Annotated in this window: 19 protein-coding genes and 1 tRNA gene; 8 read left to right on the top strand and 12 right to left on the bottom strand. The window is 40.2% G+C overall.

What is annotated here, in order from left to right:
* Positions 1-43 precede the first annotated feature (43 nt).
* The 7 genes from rplL to PX700_RS09970 all read right to left on the bottom strand — a co-directional run bounded on the left by rplL (position 44) and on the right by PX700_RS09970 (position 3,806).
* Positions 44-406, bottom strand: a complete 363-nt coding sequence (gene rplL, locus PX700_RS10000; RefSeq protein WP_002958882.1) for a 50S ribosomal protein L7/L12 — start codon at positions 404-406, stop codon at positions 44-46.
* Between the two features lie 76 nt (positions 407-482).
* A complete protein-coding gene (gene rplJ / locus PX700_RS09995) occupies positions 483-977 on the bottom strand; it encodes a 50S ribosomal protein L10 (RefSeq protein WP_002958881.1) in 495 nt (164 codons plus the stop codon).
* A gap of 323 nt (positions 978-1,300) precedes the next feature.
* Entirely contained in the window at positions 1,301-2,005 is a 705-nt protein-coding gene (gene rplA / locus PX700_RS09990) for a 50S ribosomal protein L1 (protein ID WP_024600086.1), read from the bottom strand.
* A gap of 3 nt (positions 2,006-2,008) precedes the next feature.
* Entirely contained in the window at positions 2,009-2,437 is a 429-nt protein-coding gene (rplK, locus tag PX700_RS09985; RefSeq protein ID WP_002958879.1) for a 50S ribosomal protein L11, read from the bottom strand.
* Positions 2,438-2,651: 214 nt separating this feature from the next.
* A complete protein-coding gene (gene nusG, locus PX700_RS09980; protein ID WP_166420077.1) occupies positions 2,652-3,215 on the bottom strand; it encodes a transcription termination/antitermination protein NusG in 564 nt (187 codons plus the stop codon).
* A 4-nt stretch (positions 3,216-3,219) separates the two neighbouring features.
* Positions 3,220-3,597, bottom strand: a complete 378-nt coding sequence (secE, locus tag PX700_RS09975; protein ID WP_002958877.1) for a preprotein translocase subunit SecE — start codon at positions 3,595-3,597, stop codon at positions 3,220-3,222.
* A 132-nt stretch (positions 3,598-3,729) separates the two neighbouring features.
* A tRNA-Trp gene (locus tag PX700_RS09970) sits at positions 3,730-3,806 on the bottom strand.
* A 163-nt stretch (positions 3,807-3,969) separates the two neighbouring features.
* Between PX700_RS09970 and PX700_RS09965 the strand changes: the two genes are divergently transcribed.
* Together PX700_RS09965 and PX700_RS09960 are read left to right on the top strand one after the other, a co-directional pair.
* The gene (locus PX700_RS09965; RefSeq protein ID WP_479520638.1) at positions 3,970-7,950 is read left to right on the top strand and encodes a hybrid sensor histidine kinase/response regulator transcription factor; all 3,981 of its coding nucleotides are present in this window, start codon (positions 3,970-3,972) and stop codon (positions 7,948-7,950) included.
* A gap of 136 nt (positions 7,951-8,086) precedes the next feature.
* Positions 8,087-9,220 carry a CsgG/HfaB family protein gene (locus PX700_RS09960; protein WP_479520637.1) on the top strand — a complete coding sequence of 378 codons (1,134 nt, stop codon included), beginning with the start codon at positions 8,087-8,089 and terminating at the stop codon, positions 9,218-9,220.
* 47 nt (positions 9,221-9,267) lie between these two features.
* Here PX700_RS09960 and PX700_RS09955 read toward each other — a convergent pair whose 3' ends face one another.
* Together PX700_RS09955 and deoC are read right to left on the bottom strand one after the other, a co-directional pair.
* Positions 9,268-10,116 carry an SPFH domain-containing protein gene (locus tag PX700_RS09955; RefSeq protein WP_415637978.1) on the bottom strand — a complete coding sequence of 283 codons (849 nt, stop codon included), beginning with the start codon at positions 10,114-10,116 and terminating at the stop codon, positions 9,268-9,270.
* 10 nt (positions 10,117-10,126) lie between these two features.
* Positions 10,127-10,873 (bottom strand): deoxyribose-phosphate aldolase, encoded by a 747-nt coding sequence (deoC, locus tag PX700_RS09950; protein ID WP_479520636.1) that lies wholly within the window; start codon positions 10,871-10,873, stop codon positions 10,127-10,129.
* 448 nt (positions 10,874-11,321) lie between these two features.
* On the opposite strand from deoC, the gene cysG reads away from it, so the two are divergent.
* The 6 genes from cysG to cysQ are packed head-to-tail and all read left to right on the top strand — an operon-like array spanning position 11,322 to position 18,284.
* Entirely contained in the window at positions 11,322-12,749 is a 1,428-nt protein-coding gene (cysG, locus tag PX700_RS09945) for a siroheme synthase CysG (RefSeq protein WP_479520635.1), read from the top strand.
* Between the two features lie 49 nt (positions 12,750-12,798).
* On the top strand, positions 12,799-13,698 hold the full coding sequence (gene cysD / locus PX700_RS09940) for a sulfate adenylyltransferase subunit CysD (RefSeq protein WP_008133447.1): 900 nt from the start codon (positions 12,799-12,801) through the stop codon (positions 13,696-13,698).
* Positions 13,698-15,122, top strand: coding sequence for a sulfate adenylyltransferase subunit CysN (gene cysN / locus PX700_RS09935; protein WP_479520634.1), 1,425 nt, complete (start codon positions 13,698-13,700; stop codon positions 15,120-15,122). The genes cysD and cysN overlap by 1 nt, the downstream gene beginning before the upstream one ends.
* Before the next feature lie 31 nt (positions 15,123-15,153).
* Positions 15,154-16,878, top strand: a complete 1,725-nt coding sequence (locus PX700_RS09930) for an SLC13 family permease (RefSeq protein ID WP_479520633.1) — start codon at positions 15,154-15,156, stop codon at positions 16,876-16,878.
* A gap of 32 nt (positions 16,879-16,910) precedes the next feature.
* On the top strand, positions 16,911-17,504 hold the full coding sequence (gene cysC, locus PX700_RS09925; RefSeq protein ID WP_010555008.1) for an adenylyl-sulfate kinase: 594 nt from the start codon (positions 16,911-16,913) through the stop codon (positions 17,502-17,504).
* A 9-nt stretch (positions 17,505-17,513) separates the two neighbouring features.
* A complete protein-coding gene (gene cysQ, locus PX700_RS09920; protein ID WP_479520632.1) occupies positions 17,514-18,284 on the top strand; it encodes a 3'(2'),5'-bisphosphate nucleotidase CysQ in 771 nt (256 codons plus the stop codon).
* 113 nt (positions 18,285-18,397) lie between these two features.
* Here cysQ and PX700_RS09915 read toward each other — a convergent pair whose 3' ends face one another.
* The 3 genes from PX700_RS09915 to PX700_RS09905 form a co-directional block, all read right to left on the bottom strand.
* A complete protein-coding gene (locus PX700_RS09915; protein ID WP_479520631.1) occupies positions 18,398-18,694 on the bottom strand; it encodes a hypothetical protein in 297 nt (98 codons plus the stop codon).
* A 44-nt stretch (positions 18,695-18,738) separates the two neighbouring features.
* Positions 18,739-19,020: a hypothetical protein gene (locus PX700_RS09910; RefSeq protein ID WP_479520630.1), complete on the bottom strand. Its 282-nt coding sequence runs from the start codon at positions 19,018-19,020 to the stop codon at positions 18,739-18,741.
* Positions 19,021-19,793: 773 nt separating this feature from the next.
* The gene (locus PX700_RS09905) at positions 19,794-20,591 is read right to left on the bottom strand and encodes an alpha/beta fold hydrolase (RefSeq protein ID WP_479520629.1); all 798 of its coding nucleotides are present in this window, start codon (positions 20,589-20,591) and stop codon (positions 19,794-19,796) included.
* Positions 20,592-20,635: the final 44 nt, after the last annotated feature.

Below are 20,635 nucleotides of genomic sequence, written 5' to 3'. Positions count from 1 at the left end.
CCCTTGCCTGATTTCTCAGGCAGCGAACTTAGCAAAAGCTAAATTACTTAACCTCAACTTCAGCACCAGCTTCAGTAAGATCTTTTGCAAGTGCTTCAGCTTCTTCTTTAGATACACCTTCTTTAACAGGTGTAGGAGCAGCTTCAACAAGAGCTTTCGCTTCTTTAAGGCCAAGGCCAGTTGCGCTACGAACAGCTTTGATTGCAGAAACCTTGTTAGCGCCAGCGCCAGTAAGGATTACGTCAAATTCTGTTTTCTCTTCAGCAGCTTCAGCAGCTGGACCAGCTACCATTGCAGCTGCAGCAGTTACGCCGAATTTTTCTTCCATTGCTTCGATAAGAGCAACAACGTCCATTACTGACATTTCAGCAATTGCGTCAAGGATTTGGTCTTTAGATACAGACATTACAAATTTCCTAATAATTAACGGACATTACGTCCAAATAAATTTTACACCGAAAGTGAGATTAAACAGCTTAAAATTAAGCAGCTTGCTCTTCTTTCTGTACACGTACTGCTTCAATTGTTTTACACAATTTGCCAGCAGACGCTTCTTTCATAGCACTCATTAAGCGTGCAACAGCTTCGTCGTATGTAGGTAATGTAGCAAGCATTGCTGCATCAACAACATTTCCTTCAAAAGCGGCCGTTTTAAGCTCGAATTTCTCATTCTTTTTCGCGAAATCTGAAAAGATACGCGCAGCAGCACCTGGGTGCTCTGATGAGAAAGCGATTAAGCTTGGACCAACAAATGAATCAGAAAGACACTCAAAATCTGTTCCTTCAAGAGCACGTTTTGCTAAAGTGTTACGGACAACTTTCATCCAAACACCATTTGCACGAGCTTCTTTACGAAGGGCAGTGATTGCGCCAACTGTTACACCACGAGAATCTGCAACAACTGCAGATAGAGCACCATTGGCTGCTTCGTTGACTTCAGCAACTATTGCTTTTTTGCCTTGAAGATTTAAAGCCATGGGTGTTACTCCTGGTTTAATGGGGATACCGATTATCGGATTCCCCTGTTCTACTCTTCCCTACCAAACAAGGTAGAGATGCTTTTTACGGCGAGAGCCAGAAGGATTAGGAAAAATCTATCTGGGGTCTACACCGTCTACGTAGGTGAATATTAAGGCCGAAGCCACCTACGGTCTTGGACGGAAGCCCAATTTATCGTTAACCCCGAAGGCTTAACGAAATTATGGACTTCAACCCGAATTCTTTACTTTGCCAATTAATAAATTAATCAACAAAATGGCGCGAAATTATAGTACAAATTTCACGCCATGTAAACACTCAATTAAGCAACAACAGTGCTTAAAGTGTTTTGGTCAACAGAAACACCTGCGCCCATTGTTGTAGAGATAGTTACTTTCTTCAAGTAAACACCTTTAGCTTGAGAAGGTTTAGCCTTCTTAAGCGCAACAATTAGAGACTCAAGGTTTTGTTGTAATTGCTCTGCAGTGAAATCAACCTTACCAATAGTAGTATGGATGATGCCATTTTTGTCATTACGGTAACGTACTTGACCTGCTTTAGCATTTTTAACTGCTTCTGCAACGTTAGGCGTTACAGTACCAGTTTTAGGGTTTGGCATTAGACCACGTGGGCCTAAGATTTGACCTAGTTGACCAACAACACGCATAGCGTCTGGTGATGCAACAACAACGTCAAAGTTCATCTCGCCTTTTTTAACTAGTTCAGCAAGATCTTCCATGCCTACTAATTCAGCACCGGCTTCTTTTGCAGCTTCTGCATTAGCGCCTTGTGTGAATACAGCAACACGAACGTCACGACCAGTACCGTTAGGTAGTACAGTAGCACCACGAACGTTTTGATCAGATTTACGAGCATCGATACCAAGGTTAACGGCAACGTCAACACTTTCTACGAATTTAGCTGTCGCTAACTCTTTTAAAAGAGCAACTGCTTCATTGATTTCGTAATCTTTTGTTACTTCCACTTTTTCGCGGATAGTACGCATACGTTTAGTTAATTTAGCCATTTCTTAGTCCTCTACGTTCAAGCCCATCGCACGCGCAGAACCTGCGATAGTGCGAACCGCTGCGTCCATATCGGCAGCTGTAAGGTCAGTTCGTTTTGTCTCAACAATTTCTTCAAGTTGAGCACGAGTTACTGTGCCTACTTTATCAGTGTTAGGACGGCCTGAGCCTGACTTGATACCAGCAGCTTTCTTAAGTAAGTAAGCAGCAGGTGGCGTTTTCATGTCGAACGTAAATGAACGGTCACCGTAAACAGAGATCACTACAGGAACTGGAGCGCCTTTTTCGATAGACTCTGTACGTGCGTTAAACGCTTTACAGAATTCCATGATGTTTACACCGTGTTGACCTAGTGCAGGACCTACTGGAGGACTAGGATTAGCCATACCAGCGGCAACTTGTAGCTTGATTAGAGCTTCAACTTTTTTAGCCATTATAAATACCTCATTTGGTGGGTCTCAGCCTTGTGCGCGCGAGGACGCGTACTCTAACGGCTTCCCAGTTTAAAAATTGGTTTCGTACTTTTTGCACAGTAAAAATAAATTTTTACCTTAATACAAAAAGGCCGCTGATTATAAGTTAATCAGCGGCCTTTTTCAAGCTTCATACTAAAATTTAAATAAAAATCAGCGAAGCTTTTTTGATCAATTACCTATCTTGCTCAACTTGACCGAATTCAAGCTCAACTGGCGTAGAACGACCAAAAATAAGTACAGATACTTTTACGCGGCTTTTTTCGTAGTCAACTTCTTCAACTACACCACTGAAATCTGCAAATGGTCCATCAGTAACGCGTACAACTTCACCTGGTTCAAATAATGTAGCAGGTTTAGGTGCTTCAGCATTTTCTTGTAGGCGATTAAGAATACGTTCTGCTTCTTTAGGACTAATTGGAGCAGGACGATCAGACGTACCACCAATAAAGCCCATTACGCGTTCAGTGCTGTTCACTAAGTGCCAGCTTGCGTCATTCATATCCATTTGTACTAGTACATAACCTGGGAAGAATTTACGCTCAGATTTACGCTTTTGACCAGCGCGCATCTCAACAACTTCTTCAGTTGGTACTAATATTTCACCAAAGCTCGATTCAAGACCTTCGATTTTAATGTGTTCAGTTAACGTTTGAGCTACACGCTTTTCATAACCAGAAAAGGCTTGTACTACATACCAACGTAACTTAATTTCTTTGTTCTCGTTCTCATCCGACATGGGATCAGATCTCCAATCCAGTTAAAAAGCCTACAGCGCGGAATAAAATGCCATCTAATCCCCAAAGGATAAGTGCCATAATCACTGTTGCAACCATTACAATTAATGTCGTGTGGGTAGTTTCTTGGCGCGTTGGCCAAATAACTTTGCGTACTTCAATTCGAGCTTCTTTTGCGAAAGCAAGAAAGTTACGTCCCTTAAATGTTTGCGAGGCAATTGCTAATCCAGCCGCTATTGCAACAACAACGCCGATAGCACGTAGTAATACAGATTGATCTGCATACATATGATTACCAACAACTGCGCCTGCAAGTAGCGCGATTGCTACTAACCACTTTACTGACTCCATCGCACTTGATGGTGTTTCTACATTCGTGCTCATAATATTATTACCTTAACTACAGACACAACAACCCTACACTACGGCAGGGTTAATCCATTAAAATCTAAACTTAAAAACAGACTTAATTTAAACCGGTTTTTAATCTCAGACTACTCAACTAACAAGTAAAACTGGCAGGGGCGGAGAGATTCGAACTCCCAACCATCGGTTTTGGAGACCGCTGTTCTACCAATTGGAACTACGCCCCTGCAAAGTGGATGCCTATTATACTTACGCAAATCATTTACACAAGCCTAAAAGGTACCCACAATGCAAAATCTCGATATTGCATTAAAAAAACAATCTTAACTTTAATTAAAAATCAGTTTATGATTGTCTAGATTAGAGGGAGCCACAATAGATAGGATATCTGTGAGAGCAATAAAAACAATCATAACGTATAAAATTATAAGCTTCTTATTATTATTTCATATTAGCTCGCTTGCCCTCCCACTCTACTTAGATACATATACAAACGAACAAGGGTTATCACAAAATTCAATTACCTGCAGTACAACTGACGATAAAGGGTTTCATTGGTTTGCAACACAAGGCGGCCTAAACCGATTTGACGGGTATGAATTTAAGCATTATAAGTTTAACCCCTCACACCCCAGTATTTCCGGAAATTGGATTACAGATTGTGTGAATATAGCAAACGGCAAAATTTGGCTTGCAACTGCAAGCAATGGGCTAAACATACTTAATACTGAAACAGGGCAATTTAGTGTCTATAACAAGCACTCAATTCCATCTATTGCTAATGAACGCATCTCATCAATTACTTCCAATTCACCACAAGTATTATGGATTGCCCATGATAAAGGCCAACTCACGCGGTTTAATACAAGTAAAAATACCACGAAGTTATTTACTTACCCCACCCAAAACCAAGTAGATATCATTTTTAAAGATATTACTTTTGATCAACAAAATAATATTTGGTTGGCCAGCAACAACGGCCTCATAAAATTTGACGCCAAAACGGGCGTATTTAAACACATACCCAATAGCCCTAAACAGCTTTGGCAATTAACAAAGGCGCCAAATGGTAAATTGATTGTTGGTGGTAAAGAAGGGTTGAGTATGTTTGATCCAAACACACTTGCATTTAGTCACTTTGAGCAACTCAAAAATATTTGGGTAACCGATATACTTCTCGATGCTGAACAAAACCTATGGATAAGTACGTATGGCAATGGTCTTTACCACCAGCCTACAAAAACCTTGTTTGGGCAGCAATTTCAACAAATCATTCATTCTGCTGATTTAAAACATGGGTTAGCCAGTAATCATTTGTTATCTCTTTATCAAGACCCTCTGGGGATAATTTGGATTGGTACGGATGGCTATGGGTTGCATCGCTATGATAAAAGACAGGCTCAGTTTGGTCATCAAAAGCATCGAGAAAATAACCTGCGCTCTATTTCCAGTGACTTTGTAAGGGCAATACTCAAAGACAGTAACAACTTACTTTGGGTTGGTACACGCGACGGACTTAACAAACAAACTGACACGGGATTTAAACGGTATAAAACCGATGAAAACCGTAATACTGGCTTAACTAATAACAATATATTTAGCCTTTATGAAGATGCAGATAAACGCGTATGGGTAGGTACGTACGGAGGCGGTTTACTGCTTTACAATTCAGCGGATGATACTTTTTCGGCTTTTACTGTCAAGAGTCATCAGCTCAGCAGTAATCGTATTTATGCAATAGAGGGCGACCAAAGTGGTAACTTATGGCTAGGTAGCAACAAAGGATTGACGCGATTTAACCCAAACACATTACAAGTAACACACTTTAAATATAATGCAGATAAAAATAGCATCTCAAATAATACTGTTTTTAGTATTACTCACGACAATTATAATAATGTTATATGGGTTGGAACCCGTGCAGGACTAAATAAATTTTCTTTAGATGATGAAACATTTACTCATTATCGAAGCGATCTTAAAAAGCCAAACAGCTTAACGCATGACATGGTTACATCCTTGCACTTACAAGACGAAAACACTTTATGGGTAGGTACTTTTGGCGGGCTCAATAAGTTAAATATCCAAACAAACAAAGTAATAAAAATTACAGAGTTTGATGGCTTACTTAATGACAATATTTTTGCGATTAAACAAGATAGTAGCGGTTACTTGTGGCTAAGCAGTAATCAGGGATTAACTCGTTACGCTCCTCAAACCCAAAAAATGCAGCATTTTCTACCAGCTAGCGGCATACAGCATACTTCATTTATTTTAGGTGCCGCGTTTCAAGCCGATGACGGCGAATTATTTTTTGGTGGTATCAATGGATTTAATCAATTTGACCCGCTAAAGCTTGCCTTATCATCTCCCCCCCCAGAACCCGTTATCACAGATTTACTTATTTATAACCAGTCAACCTCAATACAGAAATACACACGCAAAAATGCCCAAACAGCTAAGCTTATAAGCTATGCAGATCAACTATTTTTTAAAGAAGAAGACGGTGTTATCGGCTTTAAATTTTCAGCTTTAAATAGTGCAGAGCCCCCATTTCAATATCAATATGCTTATAAATTAGCGGGGTTGGATAAACAGTTTTTATATGCCAGCAAAAACCAACGACAGGTTAGCTACTCTCAACTTCCAGCTGGAAATTATAGTCTCATCGTGAAAGTTAAAGACCAATATGGCCAATGGAGTAATAATAAAAAAATGGTTGATCTTACCGTTACTCCACCTTGGTGGAAGAGCAATATTGCCTATGTCAGTTATGTCATTATCGTATTATTTATAATGTGGTTAATTATAGCAGCAAGGTATAGCGCTAAAGTTGCAGAGCAAGCAAGCTTAAAAGAGAGAGAGCTCAGCGACTTAAAAACTCAGCTTTTAGATAATGTTAGCCATGAACTTAAAACACCATTGAGTCTAATATTAGCACCACTTGAGAGCTTGCAAAGCGCGCATAAGGACCCAGATACACAGCAAAAACTTGCAATGATTCAGCGAAATAGCTACAAGCTGTTGGATCAAATAAACCAACTTTTACAATTAAGCAACCGCCCTAGTGTATCGGTAAAATACGTAACACCTTATGCTATAAAACCCCTCATTAAACAATTAATAGAAGACTTTGCCCCCCTGTTTGAGCAGAAAAAAATTACGTTTGAAACTTTAGACTTAACACATAGCGATACGTACCTTGCTTTGGAGCAAAGCCATACGCTTTCAATTATCAGTAACTTATTAAGTAATGCACAAAAATATACACAAAATGATGGCAACGTATTACTTCAACTATCGAGCCACAAGCACACATTAGTTATAACCGTCACAGATACAGGTATTGGTATAGATACCAAGCATATCGACATCGTTTTCCAGCGTTTTACACGCATAGATACGAGTAATCAAAGTGGTAGCGGTATTGGCTTAGCGCTGGTGAAGCAGCTAGTTGAGCAATATGAAGGAACTATTGAACTTAAAAGTGAATTAAACAAAGGAAGTTGTTTTACTGTTTCACTCCCAACAACTCAAATAGACGAAATCTCTAACCTTACTGCTCTTGCTGTGTCTAAAAACAATAATTTATGTGCAGTAAAAAGTAATAAGATTCTTATTATTGAAGACAACGATGAAATGCGTGATTTAATAACTTCACTATTTATTAGTAGCTTCACGTGTATAAGTGCAGCTAACGGAGAGCTAGGTTTAGCTTTATGTAAAAACGAAATGCCTGACTTGGTAATAAGTGATGTAATGATGCCTGTTATGGATGGCTATCAGTTTATTAAAGCACTGCGCAGCGACGCGGCTATTAGCCATATTCCGGTGTTATTACTTTCAGCAAAGGCAGATACACATAGTAAATTAAAGGGCCTAGACTTACTTGCTGATGACTATTTGAGTAAACCTTTTGAGCCGCAGCTGTTACTCAGCCGTGTTCAAGGGTTATTAACGATTAGAGAAGTACTTAATCAACATTTAAAACAACAACTACCTGCTTTATCACAAACAACCCAGCTCGACCCACAAATGGCGCAAAGTAAAGATTATGTATTTACCGAGCGTGTAAAAACGACAGTAAAAGAGCATTACCAAGACGAAGCATTTAGCGTAGAAGAATTTGCAGCCGCGCTCTACCTTAGCCCTCGCGCTTTACAATTAAAAATGAAAGCCTTGTACAACCTAACACCAAGCGATTACATTCGAAATATTCGTTTAGAATTTGCACAAGAGCTTTTAAAAAATAGTGAGCTTGCAATTGGTCTAGTAGCACAGCAAGTTGGCTTTAATTCACAAAGCTACTTTGCCCGGTGCTTTAAAGCAAAATATAATATGTCCCCAAAACAGTTTCGCGAACAATCCTGATAAATTTCGCCTATGTGACTAAACATTTCGCACCAGTACTATTATTAACCTACTGATTTAACTAAATTAACATGAATTTACATATTAAGGGAAATGCACTACATTTCCCTTGTGCATATTAATTAAGGACAGTCATATGTTAAAAGCACCACAAAAACTATTATTAACGGCACTATTAACTACCACTCTGAGCGCTTGTCAAAGCACCTCCACAAATGTTACGTCAGGTCAAAATTCACAAGACATAAATGCCGCTACACAACAACAATACAACGGGCCTAAAGCGCGTATTGCTGTTTCACGCTTTACCGACAAATCAAACAACTCAAAATGGTGGCGTAAAGAAATAGGCGACGGTATGGCTGATCAATTAACTACAGCGCTGGTATCAACAAATCGCTTTATTGTTTTAGAGCGCCAAGCGCTTGATACTGTTTTATCAGAACAAGACCTAGCAGCCTCAGGCCGCGTTAGTGCATCATCGGGTGCCGCTTATGGTGAGATTGAAGGCGCTGAAATAGTCGTTATTGCAGCGGTAACTGAATTTGATGACGATAGCTCTGGTGCAAGTGTTGGCAGTGGCGGCTTTATGGGTGATGTATTTAGCTCTGTATCCGCTGGTTTCTCAGGCTCTCATATGGCGATTGACCTACGCCTCATAGATACACGCACATCACGCATTTTAGCTGCAACAAGTGTTGAAGGTGGCAGTAAAGATTTTGACTTTACTGGAGCCGCAACCAACTTTGGTGGCGCACTTGTTGGCGGTAATATTAGTGGATGGTCTGATACCCCTAAGGAAAAAGCCCTTCGTGAAGTTATTATCAAAGCAGTTGAATTCCTAGAAACAAAAATTCCTGATACTTACTACCGCTACAATAGCAATAACACATTAGCATCGGGATACACTGCTCCACCGCCACTAAAAGTAAGTAAAGCAAAAGCAGTGAGCAAACCCGTTGATAATATAGAGGTACCAAATCATAGAATGCCTCACTATGAAAAGCTTGACCTAGCCATGTCACGTTTAAATTTAATGTGCTTAGGTTATTTAAGACACCAGCCTAACTATGAAGAGTTTGAAACGCAAGACGTAGAATACGACCGTAAAACAGTCATCGCACTTCGAGAATATCAACAAGAGAATAAGCTCGCAGTAACAGGGCTTGCTGATGCTGCCACTAAGAAGTCTTTAGATGACTCCGAGTGTATTGCTAAAAGTAATAAATCTGGCCTTGATAGCTTAGGTAGTATGTTTAAAGCATTTTAGTAACAGTCACTTGGGTAGCTATAATTTAGCTGCCCAAGTTCATAGGCTTAATTAGCCCCTTTTACTAACGGCACCCCGTTGTTACCTACAGGAATATACACTGTTGTATGGTTAGGTGACTCAGCCATTTTTATTTGTGCATTTATCGCTTCATGCTGGATATAATTAGCGGTTAGCGTTGCATTAATAATTTTTTGCGCCTGAGCAATCCCTTTAGCCTCCTCCACCCTAATTTCAGCATCTTTTTTGGCAATCTCTTTTTGTGTTTCTTTTTCCGATAACAACTGCTGAGCTGCTAGCTTTTTCTCAACTGCATTAGCAACAATGTCAGGATAATTTATGTTGCCTACTACAACATTTGCAAGCTTAAATGGCGTTGTAGAGAGGTAATTTTGCAAACGCAGAGTGACCTCTTTAGCTATTTTTTCACGATTTGTTTTAAGTTCACCACTATCGTATTTTTGCACAGTGTCACGTACATACGTTCTAAATGTTTCACGTACAAAACGTTTATACCAATTTTCGGCACCGTACTGCTCGACTACGGTTTTAACTGAGCCACTTTCAATAGCAATAACAGCATGAAAATCAAACTTAATGTTTAAATCATCATTAGCTAAAATTCTAAAAGTTTCAGTATAGGTATTAGGGCGCATATCTATATTTACTACTTCATTTCGCAGTAACGACATACCGTAATTAGATGGGCCCTTCATTGTTCCTTGATAACCACCTTCTCCAAATACACGTGGTTTTTCGAATACATAGCCTTCTTCACCTGCCGGTGTGCTTGGGTTAGTGCATGCAGTTAATCCAAAACCGATAACTCCCACAACCAATGCACCTTTAAATAGGTTGTTAAACAATGCTTGTGTCCCTGAGTTTCTTGCTCTCATTATTTATCCTTTAATTACTTTTTAATATTGTATAAACATCGCTTAACAGGCTCGAGGCACCAAACCTAAATGTATTTTCATGCAAGTAGCCGTCACCCATCATCGTGCGTGCTAACGCTAAATAATCACTGGCATCGGCAACGGTTTTAACACCACCGGCAGCTTTAAAGCCCACACGTTTATCTGAGTTTTTAATGGCTGTTAGTATAATTTTTGTTGATTCAAGTGTGGCATTTATAGCAACCTTACCCGTACTCGTTTTTACAAAATCAGCACCGCCTTTAATTGCAAGCTCCGTGGCCTGAGTTATGAGTGCTTCAGTTTTAAGCTCGCCGCTTTCTATTATTACTTTTAGCTGGGCACGAGACCCACACGCTTTTTTACTTTCGCTTACATAGCTAAGTACCGTTTGAGCATCGCCCGCTATGAGTTTTTTGTAAGGAATAACAAGGTCAATTTCGTCAGCGCCGCGCTCTATTGCAATAAGTGTTTCGTTAATTACATCACTCAGTGGTGCATCACCCGTTGGAAAGTTAGTGACCGTTGCAACTTTTACGTGGTTAAGCTCACGTGCTGCGAGTGCTATTTTAGCATCATCAACAAAGTCACTATAAACACATACGGCAGCAGGCGTGCCTAGCGTCGGGTTTATACTATCAACAAGCGCTTGAATGCTTTTGGTGGTATCGCTAGTGTTTAAGCTTGTTAAATCCATCAGTGCGACTGCTAATGCGGCATCTTTTTGGTGTTGTGTCATTAGAGCTCCGTTGCTTATGTAATACCAATTTTATTAAAAACATAATCATTTTAGCGTATTAAATAACTCACTAACTACGTTAAAAATTATTTATATAGAACAACTATGTATCATAATTTTAGCCTTGTTATTGAGCTATTTTCTCGTCGCTATAATAGATCACTAATTTAATGCAATTGGTATAAGTACAAAATTTGATATGCCCATATTAACAAATTAAACCAAACTCGCTATAACTCATAGCCAAACACTATAAGCTTGTTATTTCACTTGTAACTCGTCGTAATCCCTTGTTAACTAACTCTTAGGCCTAAAAAGCCCACTTATTATAACTTTTGGTTATATCAACTTGGTTTTAATTATTTTTTACTTATTGATAGCCGCTATATTCTGCTTATCAGAATAAAGCGTTTTCTTATATTTGAATTTGTTTAGGGGTCTTATTAACGTGCAGTATTTACCTATCTTTACCAAACTCGACAACAAACCAGTATTGGTTGTTGGCGGTGGAGAGGTCGCATTACGCAAATGTCGCGCGTTTTTAAAAGCGCGTGCCAGTGTAACTTTGGTAGCACCTTGGTTTTGCGACGAACTAAAAGAGCATGCACATAATAATGAAGTAACGCTTATTGATGCTTATTTTGATGAGTCGCATCTCGATGGAAAAATGCTTGTTATTGCAGCAACCGACCGCGATGAAGTAAACAACAACGTATTTGAACTTGCCAATGCTCGCAATGTATTTGTAAACGTGGTTGATGACCAACCTAAATGTACGTTTATATTTCCATCTATTGTTGACCGCGACCCAATCACTATTGCTATATCAAGCGCAGGCACAGCGCCAGTGCTTGCACGTCGCTTGCGCGAAAAGCTCGAAACCCTTATTCCGCATCATATTGGCCCACTTGCAACACTTGTCGGTGGCTTTAGAGACAAAGTAAAAAAACGCTTTAAACATTTTTCAGACCGCCGCCAATTTTGGGAAGGCGTATTCGACTCATCTGTCGTGAGTAAAGTGCAAACCGGCGATACTCAAGCCGCACAGCAACAGCTAGAACAAATGCTAGATGCTAAAGCAGAACCTGAAGGCGAAGTATATGTAGTAGGTGCAGGCCCTGGCGATCCAGAGCTTTTAACACTTAAAGCACTGCAACTTATGCAACAAGCCGATGTGGTTGTATACGACTTTTTAGTGTCTGACGAAATTATGGAACTAGTACGCCGAGATGCAGACCTTATTTGTGTAGGCAAACGTTTAGGCGATCATAGCGTTGTTCAAGACGACACCAACCAAATGTTGGTCGACCTTGCTAAACAAGGCAAAAAAGTATGCCGCATTAAAGGTGGTGATCCGTTTATTTATGGTCGTGGTGGCGAAGAAGTACAAGTACTGGCTGCTAATAACGTAAATTATCAAATTGTACCGGGTATTACCGCCGCTGCAGGTTGTTGTGCGTATGCGGGTATTCCGCTTACACACCGTGACCATGCACAAGCCATTCAATTTGTAACTGGCCACTGTAAAAAAGACGGCCAAGAACTTGATTGGCAATCGCTGGCAAAAGCAAATCAAACGCTTGCTATTTACATGGGCGTTATTAAATCGCCGCACATACAAAGCGAGCTTTTAAAACATGGCCGTAAAGCCGACACACCAGTCGCTATTATCGAAAACGGCACACGCAAAAATCAGCGTGTAGTAACAGGCCAACTAGGCGAACTTGCCGACTTAATCCAGCGCAACAGCATTATATCGCCTGCGCTACTTATTATTGGAGAAGTAGCTGCCCTACACTCACAATTAGCGTGGTTTGGGAAAAACGAACAAACAAGCAGCTTTGCACAGCCGCTAACAGATGTATCAAATACATAACCGAATTTTAAATTTGTAACTTTTAATCATTTTAGTAGGACGACTAACAATGGCTTTAACTCACCTTCAGCAACTTGAAGCTGAAAGTATCAAAATCATGCGCGAAGTCGCCGCTGAGTTTGAGAACCCAGTAATGCTTTACTCTATTGGTAAAGATTCGTCGGTACTTTTGCACTTAGCGCGTAAAGCATTTTACCCTGCAAAAATTCCGTTTCCGTTATTACACGTAGACACCAATTGGAAGTTTCGTGAAATGATTGAGTTTCGCGACCGTATAGCTAAAGAATACGGCTTTGACCTACTGGTACACAAAAATCCAGAAGGCATTGAAATGGGTGTAGGCCCGTTTACGCATGGCTCGGGTAAACATACCGACATAATGAAAACCCAAGGCTTAAAGCAAGCACTTAACAAATATGGTTTTGATGCAGCATTTGGTGGCGCACGCCGCGACGAAGAAAAGTCACGCGCAAAAGAACGTGTTTACTCGTTCCGCGATAAACACCACCGTTGGGACCCTAAAAACCAACGTCCTGAGCTTTGGAACACCTATAACAGCCAAGTTAATCCGGGCGAAAGCATTCGTGTTTTCCCGTTATCTAACTGGACTGAGCTTGATATTTGGCAATACATTTACCAAGAAAACATCGACATGGTTCCGCTTTACCTAGCAAAAGAGCGCCCTGTTGTTGACCGTGACGGCACCCTAATTATGGTTGACGATGAGCGTATGCCACTGAATGAAGGTGAAGTACCGCAAATGAAATCTGTACGTTTTCGTACATTAGGCTGCTACCCACTTACCGGTGCAGTTGAGTCAACAGCAAGTACTTTAACCGAAATTATTGAAGAAATGCTGCTATCTACATCATCTGAACGTGAAGGTCGTGTTATTGATCATGATTCAGCCGGCTCAATGGAGAAGAAAAAACGTGAGGGGTATTTTTAATGTCTAGCCAAAATAACGATACATTTAACGAAGTAAAAGAAATAGGCATAGACGCCTACCTAGCACGCCAACAAGACAAAAGCTTATTGCGCATGCTTACGTGTGGCAGCGTAGATGACGGTAAATCGACATTGATTGGCCGCTTACTGCATGACAGCCACCAAATTTATGAAGATCAGCTTGCTGCCCTTCATAAAGATAACGAAAAAGTAGGTAACGCAGGAGAAGATCTTGACCTTGCATTACTAGTTGATGGCCTACAAGCTGAGCGTGAGCAAGGCATTACCATTGACGTAGCGTACCGTTATTTTTCAACGGCTAAGCGTAAATTTATTATTGCCGACACACCTGGGCACGAGCAATACACGCGCAACATGGTAACAGGCGCATCAACAAGCGATGTGGCTATTATTTTGGTTGATGCGCGTTACGGCGTGCAGGTACAAACCAAGCGCCACAGCTTTATTTGTGACTCGCTGGGCATTAAGCAGTTTGTTGTTGCGATTAATAAAATGGATATCGTTGATTTTGACGAAACCGTGTATGAAAAAATTAAGGCCGATTACCTTAAATTTGCTGAGCAACTTAACGTATCAAATATTAAGTTTGTGCCTATGTCGGCGCTTAAAGGCGACAACGTAGTAACGCGCTCTGCACATACACCGTATTACACCGACAAGCCGCTACTTGAATTACTAGAAGATTCGCCAGCAGCCGAAACAGATACAGGCTTTGAAGCGCGCCTACCAGTGCAATATGTAGTTCGCCCTAACTTAAACTTCCGTGGTTTTCAGGGCACACTTACATCAGGCAAGTTACATGTAGGCGATGCAATAAAAGTATTACCGTCGGGTAAAACATCAAGCATTAAAGAAATTGTTACCTTTGATGGCAACCTAGACAGCGCACAAGCAGGCCAAGCAATTACCGTTACTCTAAATAACGAAATTGATATTAGCCGAGGCGACGTAATAGTACCTGCAAACTCAACGGCTGTTGTTACTAACCAGCTGCAAGCTAAAATTGTATGGATGCATGAGTCGCCATTAGTATTAGGTAAAAGCTATAACCTAAAACTAGGCAGCAAAAATACCTCAGCTATTGTTACAAAAATTGATTACACAATTGATGTAAACACGCTTGAGCACGGCACTAGCGACTCACTGCAGTTAAACGAAATTGCGATTGTAACGCTTGAACTAACCGAAACTATTTTGGCAGACGAGTACCACAGCAATCACGAAACAGGCTCGTTTATACTAATCGATCGCTTATCAAACCTAACGGTTGCTGCGGGCATGATTGAACAAGTACTGCAAAGCCAAGCACAGCAAAGTAACTTTAGCGAATTTGAAGTTGAATTTAACAGCTTAGTACGCAAGCACTTTCCGCATTGGCAAGCGCTTGATATTTCTAAGTTATAAGTTAACTTTAGCCTGTTAGGAATTTAAAAGCATGGTAGAACAGCTCGTTTTAACAGGCATTATGCTTACCTTAGTCGGGTGCCTTTTTGGCACCCGTATTAATCCAGCATGGTTATTTGTAAGTGCCATTGGCACCAGCTACTTAGCAGGGCTAATCGATCTTGAAAGCATGTTAATTAATTATGCTAACCCGTCGCTTATCACCTTAGTACTATTGGTGTTAGTGTCGACCGCAATAGAAAAAACCACCCTAATTCAAAAGTTAGCGCAATCGCTATCTAAAGGTAGTTTAGTAAAATCGGTAACAAAACTGGGGTTATCAACCGCCTTTTTATCGTCTTTTACTAATAATACCGCTGTTGTTGCATCGCTTATTACCGCGATAAAAGACAACCCTAATCACTCCCCTTCAAAGCTATTATTACCGCTGTCGTACACTGCTATTTTGGGCGGCACTATTACGCTTATTGGTACATCAACCAACTTAATCGTCAATGGTTTTGCCGTTGATGCCGGCATGAAACCGCTGGGCTTTTTTGATTTTACCTTAGTCGGTTTAGGCGCGCTAAGCGTAGGCCTAATTACCATTTTAGTAATGCTTAAATACTTACCCGACAACGGTAAAAGTGACCAAGAAGTCGTGCCTTTTTACCTAGAAGGCAAAGTACAAGCAAACTCAAAATTAATAGGGCGTACCGTTGAAGAAAACGGCCTACGTGATTTAAAAGACTTATTCCTTGCTGAAATCATTCGCGATGGCAGCCGTATTTGCGCAGTCACCCCGCAGCAAATTATTCAAAAAGATGACGTGCTGCTTTTTGTAGGTGACATAAAATCGGTGCCATTACTTACCCGTTTCGACGGCCTAAAAGTAGTGCACGAGAATCATCAAAAAGACATAGAACACTTAGTAGAAGTAGTCGTAAGTCAGTCTTCAAAATTTATTGGCAAAACCGTAAAAGAAGCCCGCTTTAGAGAGCAGTTTCATGCAGCCGTTATTGCCATTCGCCGTGGGCACGACCGCTTACAAGGCGGCCTTGGGCAAGTGCAATTACAAGCTGGCGACTCACTAATACTCGCACCAGGCAAAAACTTTTACACTTTGCCTAATTTAAAGCGCGAATTTGTATATATTTCAGGGTTTGACTTACAAGCCCACCTTGCACCTAAGCAATCAAATATTGTGCTACTAAGCTTTGCCGCAGTACTGGGTTTAAGCATTGTTGGCATAGTGCCGCTGGTTAAAGGCTTATTAGTATTACTGATTGGCTTAATGCTCAGTGGCACCATAAAACTTAACGAAGTAAAACGCCGTTTTCCTATCGAGTTACTCGTAGTTGTAGGTAGCGCTATTGGCCTTGCCAAGTTAATGATAGGCACCGGACTTGCCGGGCAAATATCCAGCGCCCTATTTATGGTACTTGGCGACTTTGGCCCGTACGGCGCATTTATTGCCATATTTTTAATGACCGTATTATTTACCGAGCTTATTACTAATAACGCAGCTGCTGCCTTGTCATTCCCTGTTGCTTACTCACTCGCAGTTGGTTTTAATGTTGATCCGCTACCGTTTATTATGGCAGTTGCCTTTGGCGCATCAGCCAGCTTTATATCGCCATTCGGATATCAAACTAATTTAATGGTTTATAGCGCGGGTAACTATCGCTTAAAAGATTACATAGTGATGGGCTTACCCCTTTCTATTATTTATTCAATCACGGTATTAACCTTGATCCCGCTGGTATTTCCGTTTTAATACCTGCGCTTACAGTATAAGAGACATTCACTATGGATGAAAATATAGTTTGGCATAACTACGCAACTACAAAAGCACAGCGTAGTGAGCAAAAAAAACATAAGCCCGCTATTTTATGGTTTACCGGCTTTTCAGGCTCTGGCAAAAGTACCGTAGCAAACGCACTAGAAGCCGCGCTTAATCAGCAAGGTACGCACACTTACCTGCTCGATGGCGACAACGTACGCCACGGTTTGTGTAAAGACCTAGGCTTTAGCGACGAAGACCGCATTGAAAACATACGCCGCGTAGGCGAAACCGCAAAGCTAATGACCGACGCTGGCTTGTTAGTACTTACTGCGTTTATATCGCCCTTTAGAGCAGAGCGCGACATGGTGCGCAGCCTAGTAGACGACGGCGAATTTATTGAAGTATTTATCGATACCCCACTGGATGTATGCGAAAGCCGCGATCCAAAAGGCTTATACAAAAAAGCCCGTGCAGGAGAAATAAAACACTTCACGGGTATCGATTCAAGCTACGAAGTGCCAAACAATCCAGAAATAATTTTAGATACAAGTAAAAACACCCTAGACCAATCGGTTACACAACTGATAACGTATCTAAAACAAAAGCACATAATATAGGTTAACCCCATGAATCAAACCGAACTGCTAGAAGAAACCCTAATCCTTGCCCGCAAAGCAGGCCAAGCAATAATGGGAATTTACGAAAAGGATTTTAACGTTGAGTACAAAGCCGACGAAAGCCCCGTAACCGACGCCGATTTAGCAGCTCATAAACTGATTGTGGCAGGGCTTCAACAGCTCACACCCGACATTCCAATACTCAGTGAAGAAAACGCCGACATAAGCTGGGATGTACGCCAAACGTGGAAAAGCTACTGGTTAGTTGACCCAATCGACGGCACTAAAGAATTTATTAAAAAGAACGGTGAATTTACCGTAAACATCGCCCTAATTAAAAATGGTATTCCTATTTTAGCCGTAGTCGATGCACCAGCCCTTGGCGTATCGTACTTAGCCGCCGAAGCCATTGGTGCTTTTAAAGATAAAGGCGATGAGCGAATTGAGCTTAAAGTAACGACTAAACCTAACAAAGGGTTAATACGTGTTGTTGGCAGTCGCTCGCATCCATCACCCGATTTAGCCGAGTTTGTAAAACGCTTTGACGATGTTGAAATGGTGTCTAAAGGCAGCTCTCTAAAGCTGTGTTTAGTTGCTGAGGGCAGTGCCGATATTTACCCGCGCTTAGGTCCAACCTGCGAATGGGATACAGGTGCAGGCCATGCTATTGCCGAAATAGCCGGTGCTAAAGTGACCCAACTTGATGGCAGAGCGCTTATTTACAATACCAAAGATGAATACTTAAACCCGTATTTTGTGGTGAGTGCGATAGAAGAGTAAGGGCAGTTTTAAGTGGTTAGCTATCAGTTGTCAGAAAGGCAAGTGATAGCTTTAACGATTAAAGTTGCTCAGTGAGCATAAAGACAAATACTTAGGAATGCTTAAGTCATTTATTATGTAAAAGTTAACTTAATAAGCGCACTAAAGCACAGCAAAGTTATAAACAAACCAAGCGATAAAATAACCTTTTCTTTTAGGGTTTGCTCAGGCTTTTGGGCAAATACAAAAACAGTTCGGTAAAGCGTACTAGGCACTATTAAAACCAAGCCAATAAACGCAGGGAACATACCCAGTATAAAGCTATATGCAAAATCTGAATTTTCCATTTGGCCGAATATAGCGCTAAAGCCAAACCAAATAATAGCAACTGCAAAAAACGCAACGCCTACTGAAATCGATAAAAGTGCCATTTATTGATCTCCCAAACATAAAGGCTATGAGTAAATATATTTTTTTAAGAAATAAAGAAAGTAAAATAGCTACACACACCGATAGCTATAATCAGCATAAAAAGCCGCTTTAATAAATTATCTTCAGTAGGAGGAATTTCCTCACCGGTATATGGTGCATAAAGACTCCTTTTTAAAATAAATGCATATATATATCTATAACAGAAAGAAAATACAAACACGCAGAACAACAGCTTTTTTAATGACTCAAAACCTATAAAAAAAGCGGCTCCAAACACAAACCATATTATGCCGAATAATATAACAATGACTTTTATCTTATTCATACTCACTTTCCTGTACTACTTTTTCTTTAAGTTCTGTATTTATAAACCCTAGAGGGCGTTTTAATTACTAAATTTAGAAGTGTTGCACCCCGTGAAAATCTAAGTAAAGTTTTTAACCTTTATTAAATTGCGTTGTTAGCGTTGGAATTTATAGTCGGTAACCCTAACTCTTTGACTATCGCTGCAAATTGAGCTTTTGTGTATGGCCCATAAACAAACTCGTTGTGTTCAGCAAACTTGTTATCTTTGGTTTTATCAATATAGTAAAAGCACAAATTTTATGCGGACAAGCATAAGCCAAAATATATTTTTCGTTAGATTTAATATTTATTGGTTCATCGAGTCGCCCAATATATGCGCCCTGGCCAAGGCTGTAACCTAACTTTTTAATGCCGCTAATGTAATACACTTCATAAGGTTGCTCCTCCCAAATTGGAGAACACCCATTAAGTAGTAATGACATTAAAACTAAAAATATTCTTACAAACTTCCCTGCACTCTAGTAATTTGCTCAAATTACACCCTTATAGTTAACTTGCCTGTTCTTATTTTGTGAACATCTATTAGTAGCAAACTGTGTAAGTGATTGCCAATTATAAAATTATATTTAAGTGAAGTATTTTACTATGTGTAAAAAGTTGTGACATACAGTAAGGCTATGTTTTTAGTTTAAGACAAAAAAAATAAAATAACCTGATTCTATTTACTAATGATCGCTATTATAAGTTTTTAGGACTCGCCATTAATTGAACGCTTTTTAAAAGCAACAACCCTTAACGATTTTGCTGGGCGATAAAAGCAAGCGAGTGCTGATTGAATACGTCGGGGCGTTCTACATTACAGACATGGCCACAATGGTGAATAGTTTGCAGTACGCTGTTTTTATGACGCTTAACCATTTCTTTAACAGGGCCAAGGAACATATGATCTTCTTTGCCCATAATGTACAGAATGGGTATATCAATGTCTTTTTCTTTGAAATATTGCATTAAGGGGTTTACGTCCATGGCTAATTTAAACCATTTTATAAACTCTTTTTGGCACAAGCGCTTTGCTTCACGAACAAACAAAAGTCGAGACTCTTTATGACGCTTTTTAGGCATCATAATAAAAGCAAATAAGCGATACAGCCACATATAAGGCAAGAAGTGTTTAAAAGTATTACCTAAATAAACCAATGTATTACTGCGAGTATTAAAACGAGTAACCGCTCCACCTAGCACCATGCTAGAAACATATTGCGGCGCTATTTCAGCAATGTTTCGAATAATAATTGTGCCCAATGAAATACCAACAAAGTGTGCGCTGGTGATATTGTTATGATCTAACACGTCAATAATATCTTTTGAGACATTATTAAACGAATAATTATTATCAACAAAGTGTTTTACTAAGTTACTCGATTTACCGTGACCACGAAGATCTAGCAACAACACATTATATTCTTTTTTATAGGCTTTAAGCTGACGAAACCAGATTGCCGAACTACCACCTGCTCCATGGACAAATACAACCCATGTTTTACTGGTTTCGTGCGCAAAAGTAGTATGGAAAAGGATTTTTTTGCTCATTGCAGTTAGCGGCCTATTTACTTCGTTTGGCATATTCAATTGCA

It is taken from the genome of Pseudoalteromonas sp. TP27, assembly GCF_056470645.1.
This window is presented reverse-complemented; position numbering and strand designations above follow the sequence as displayed.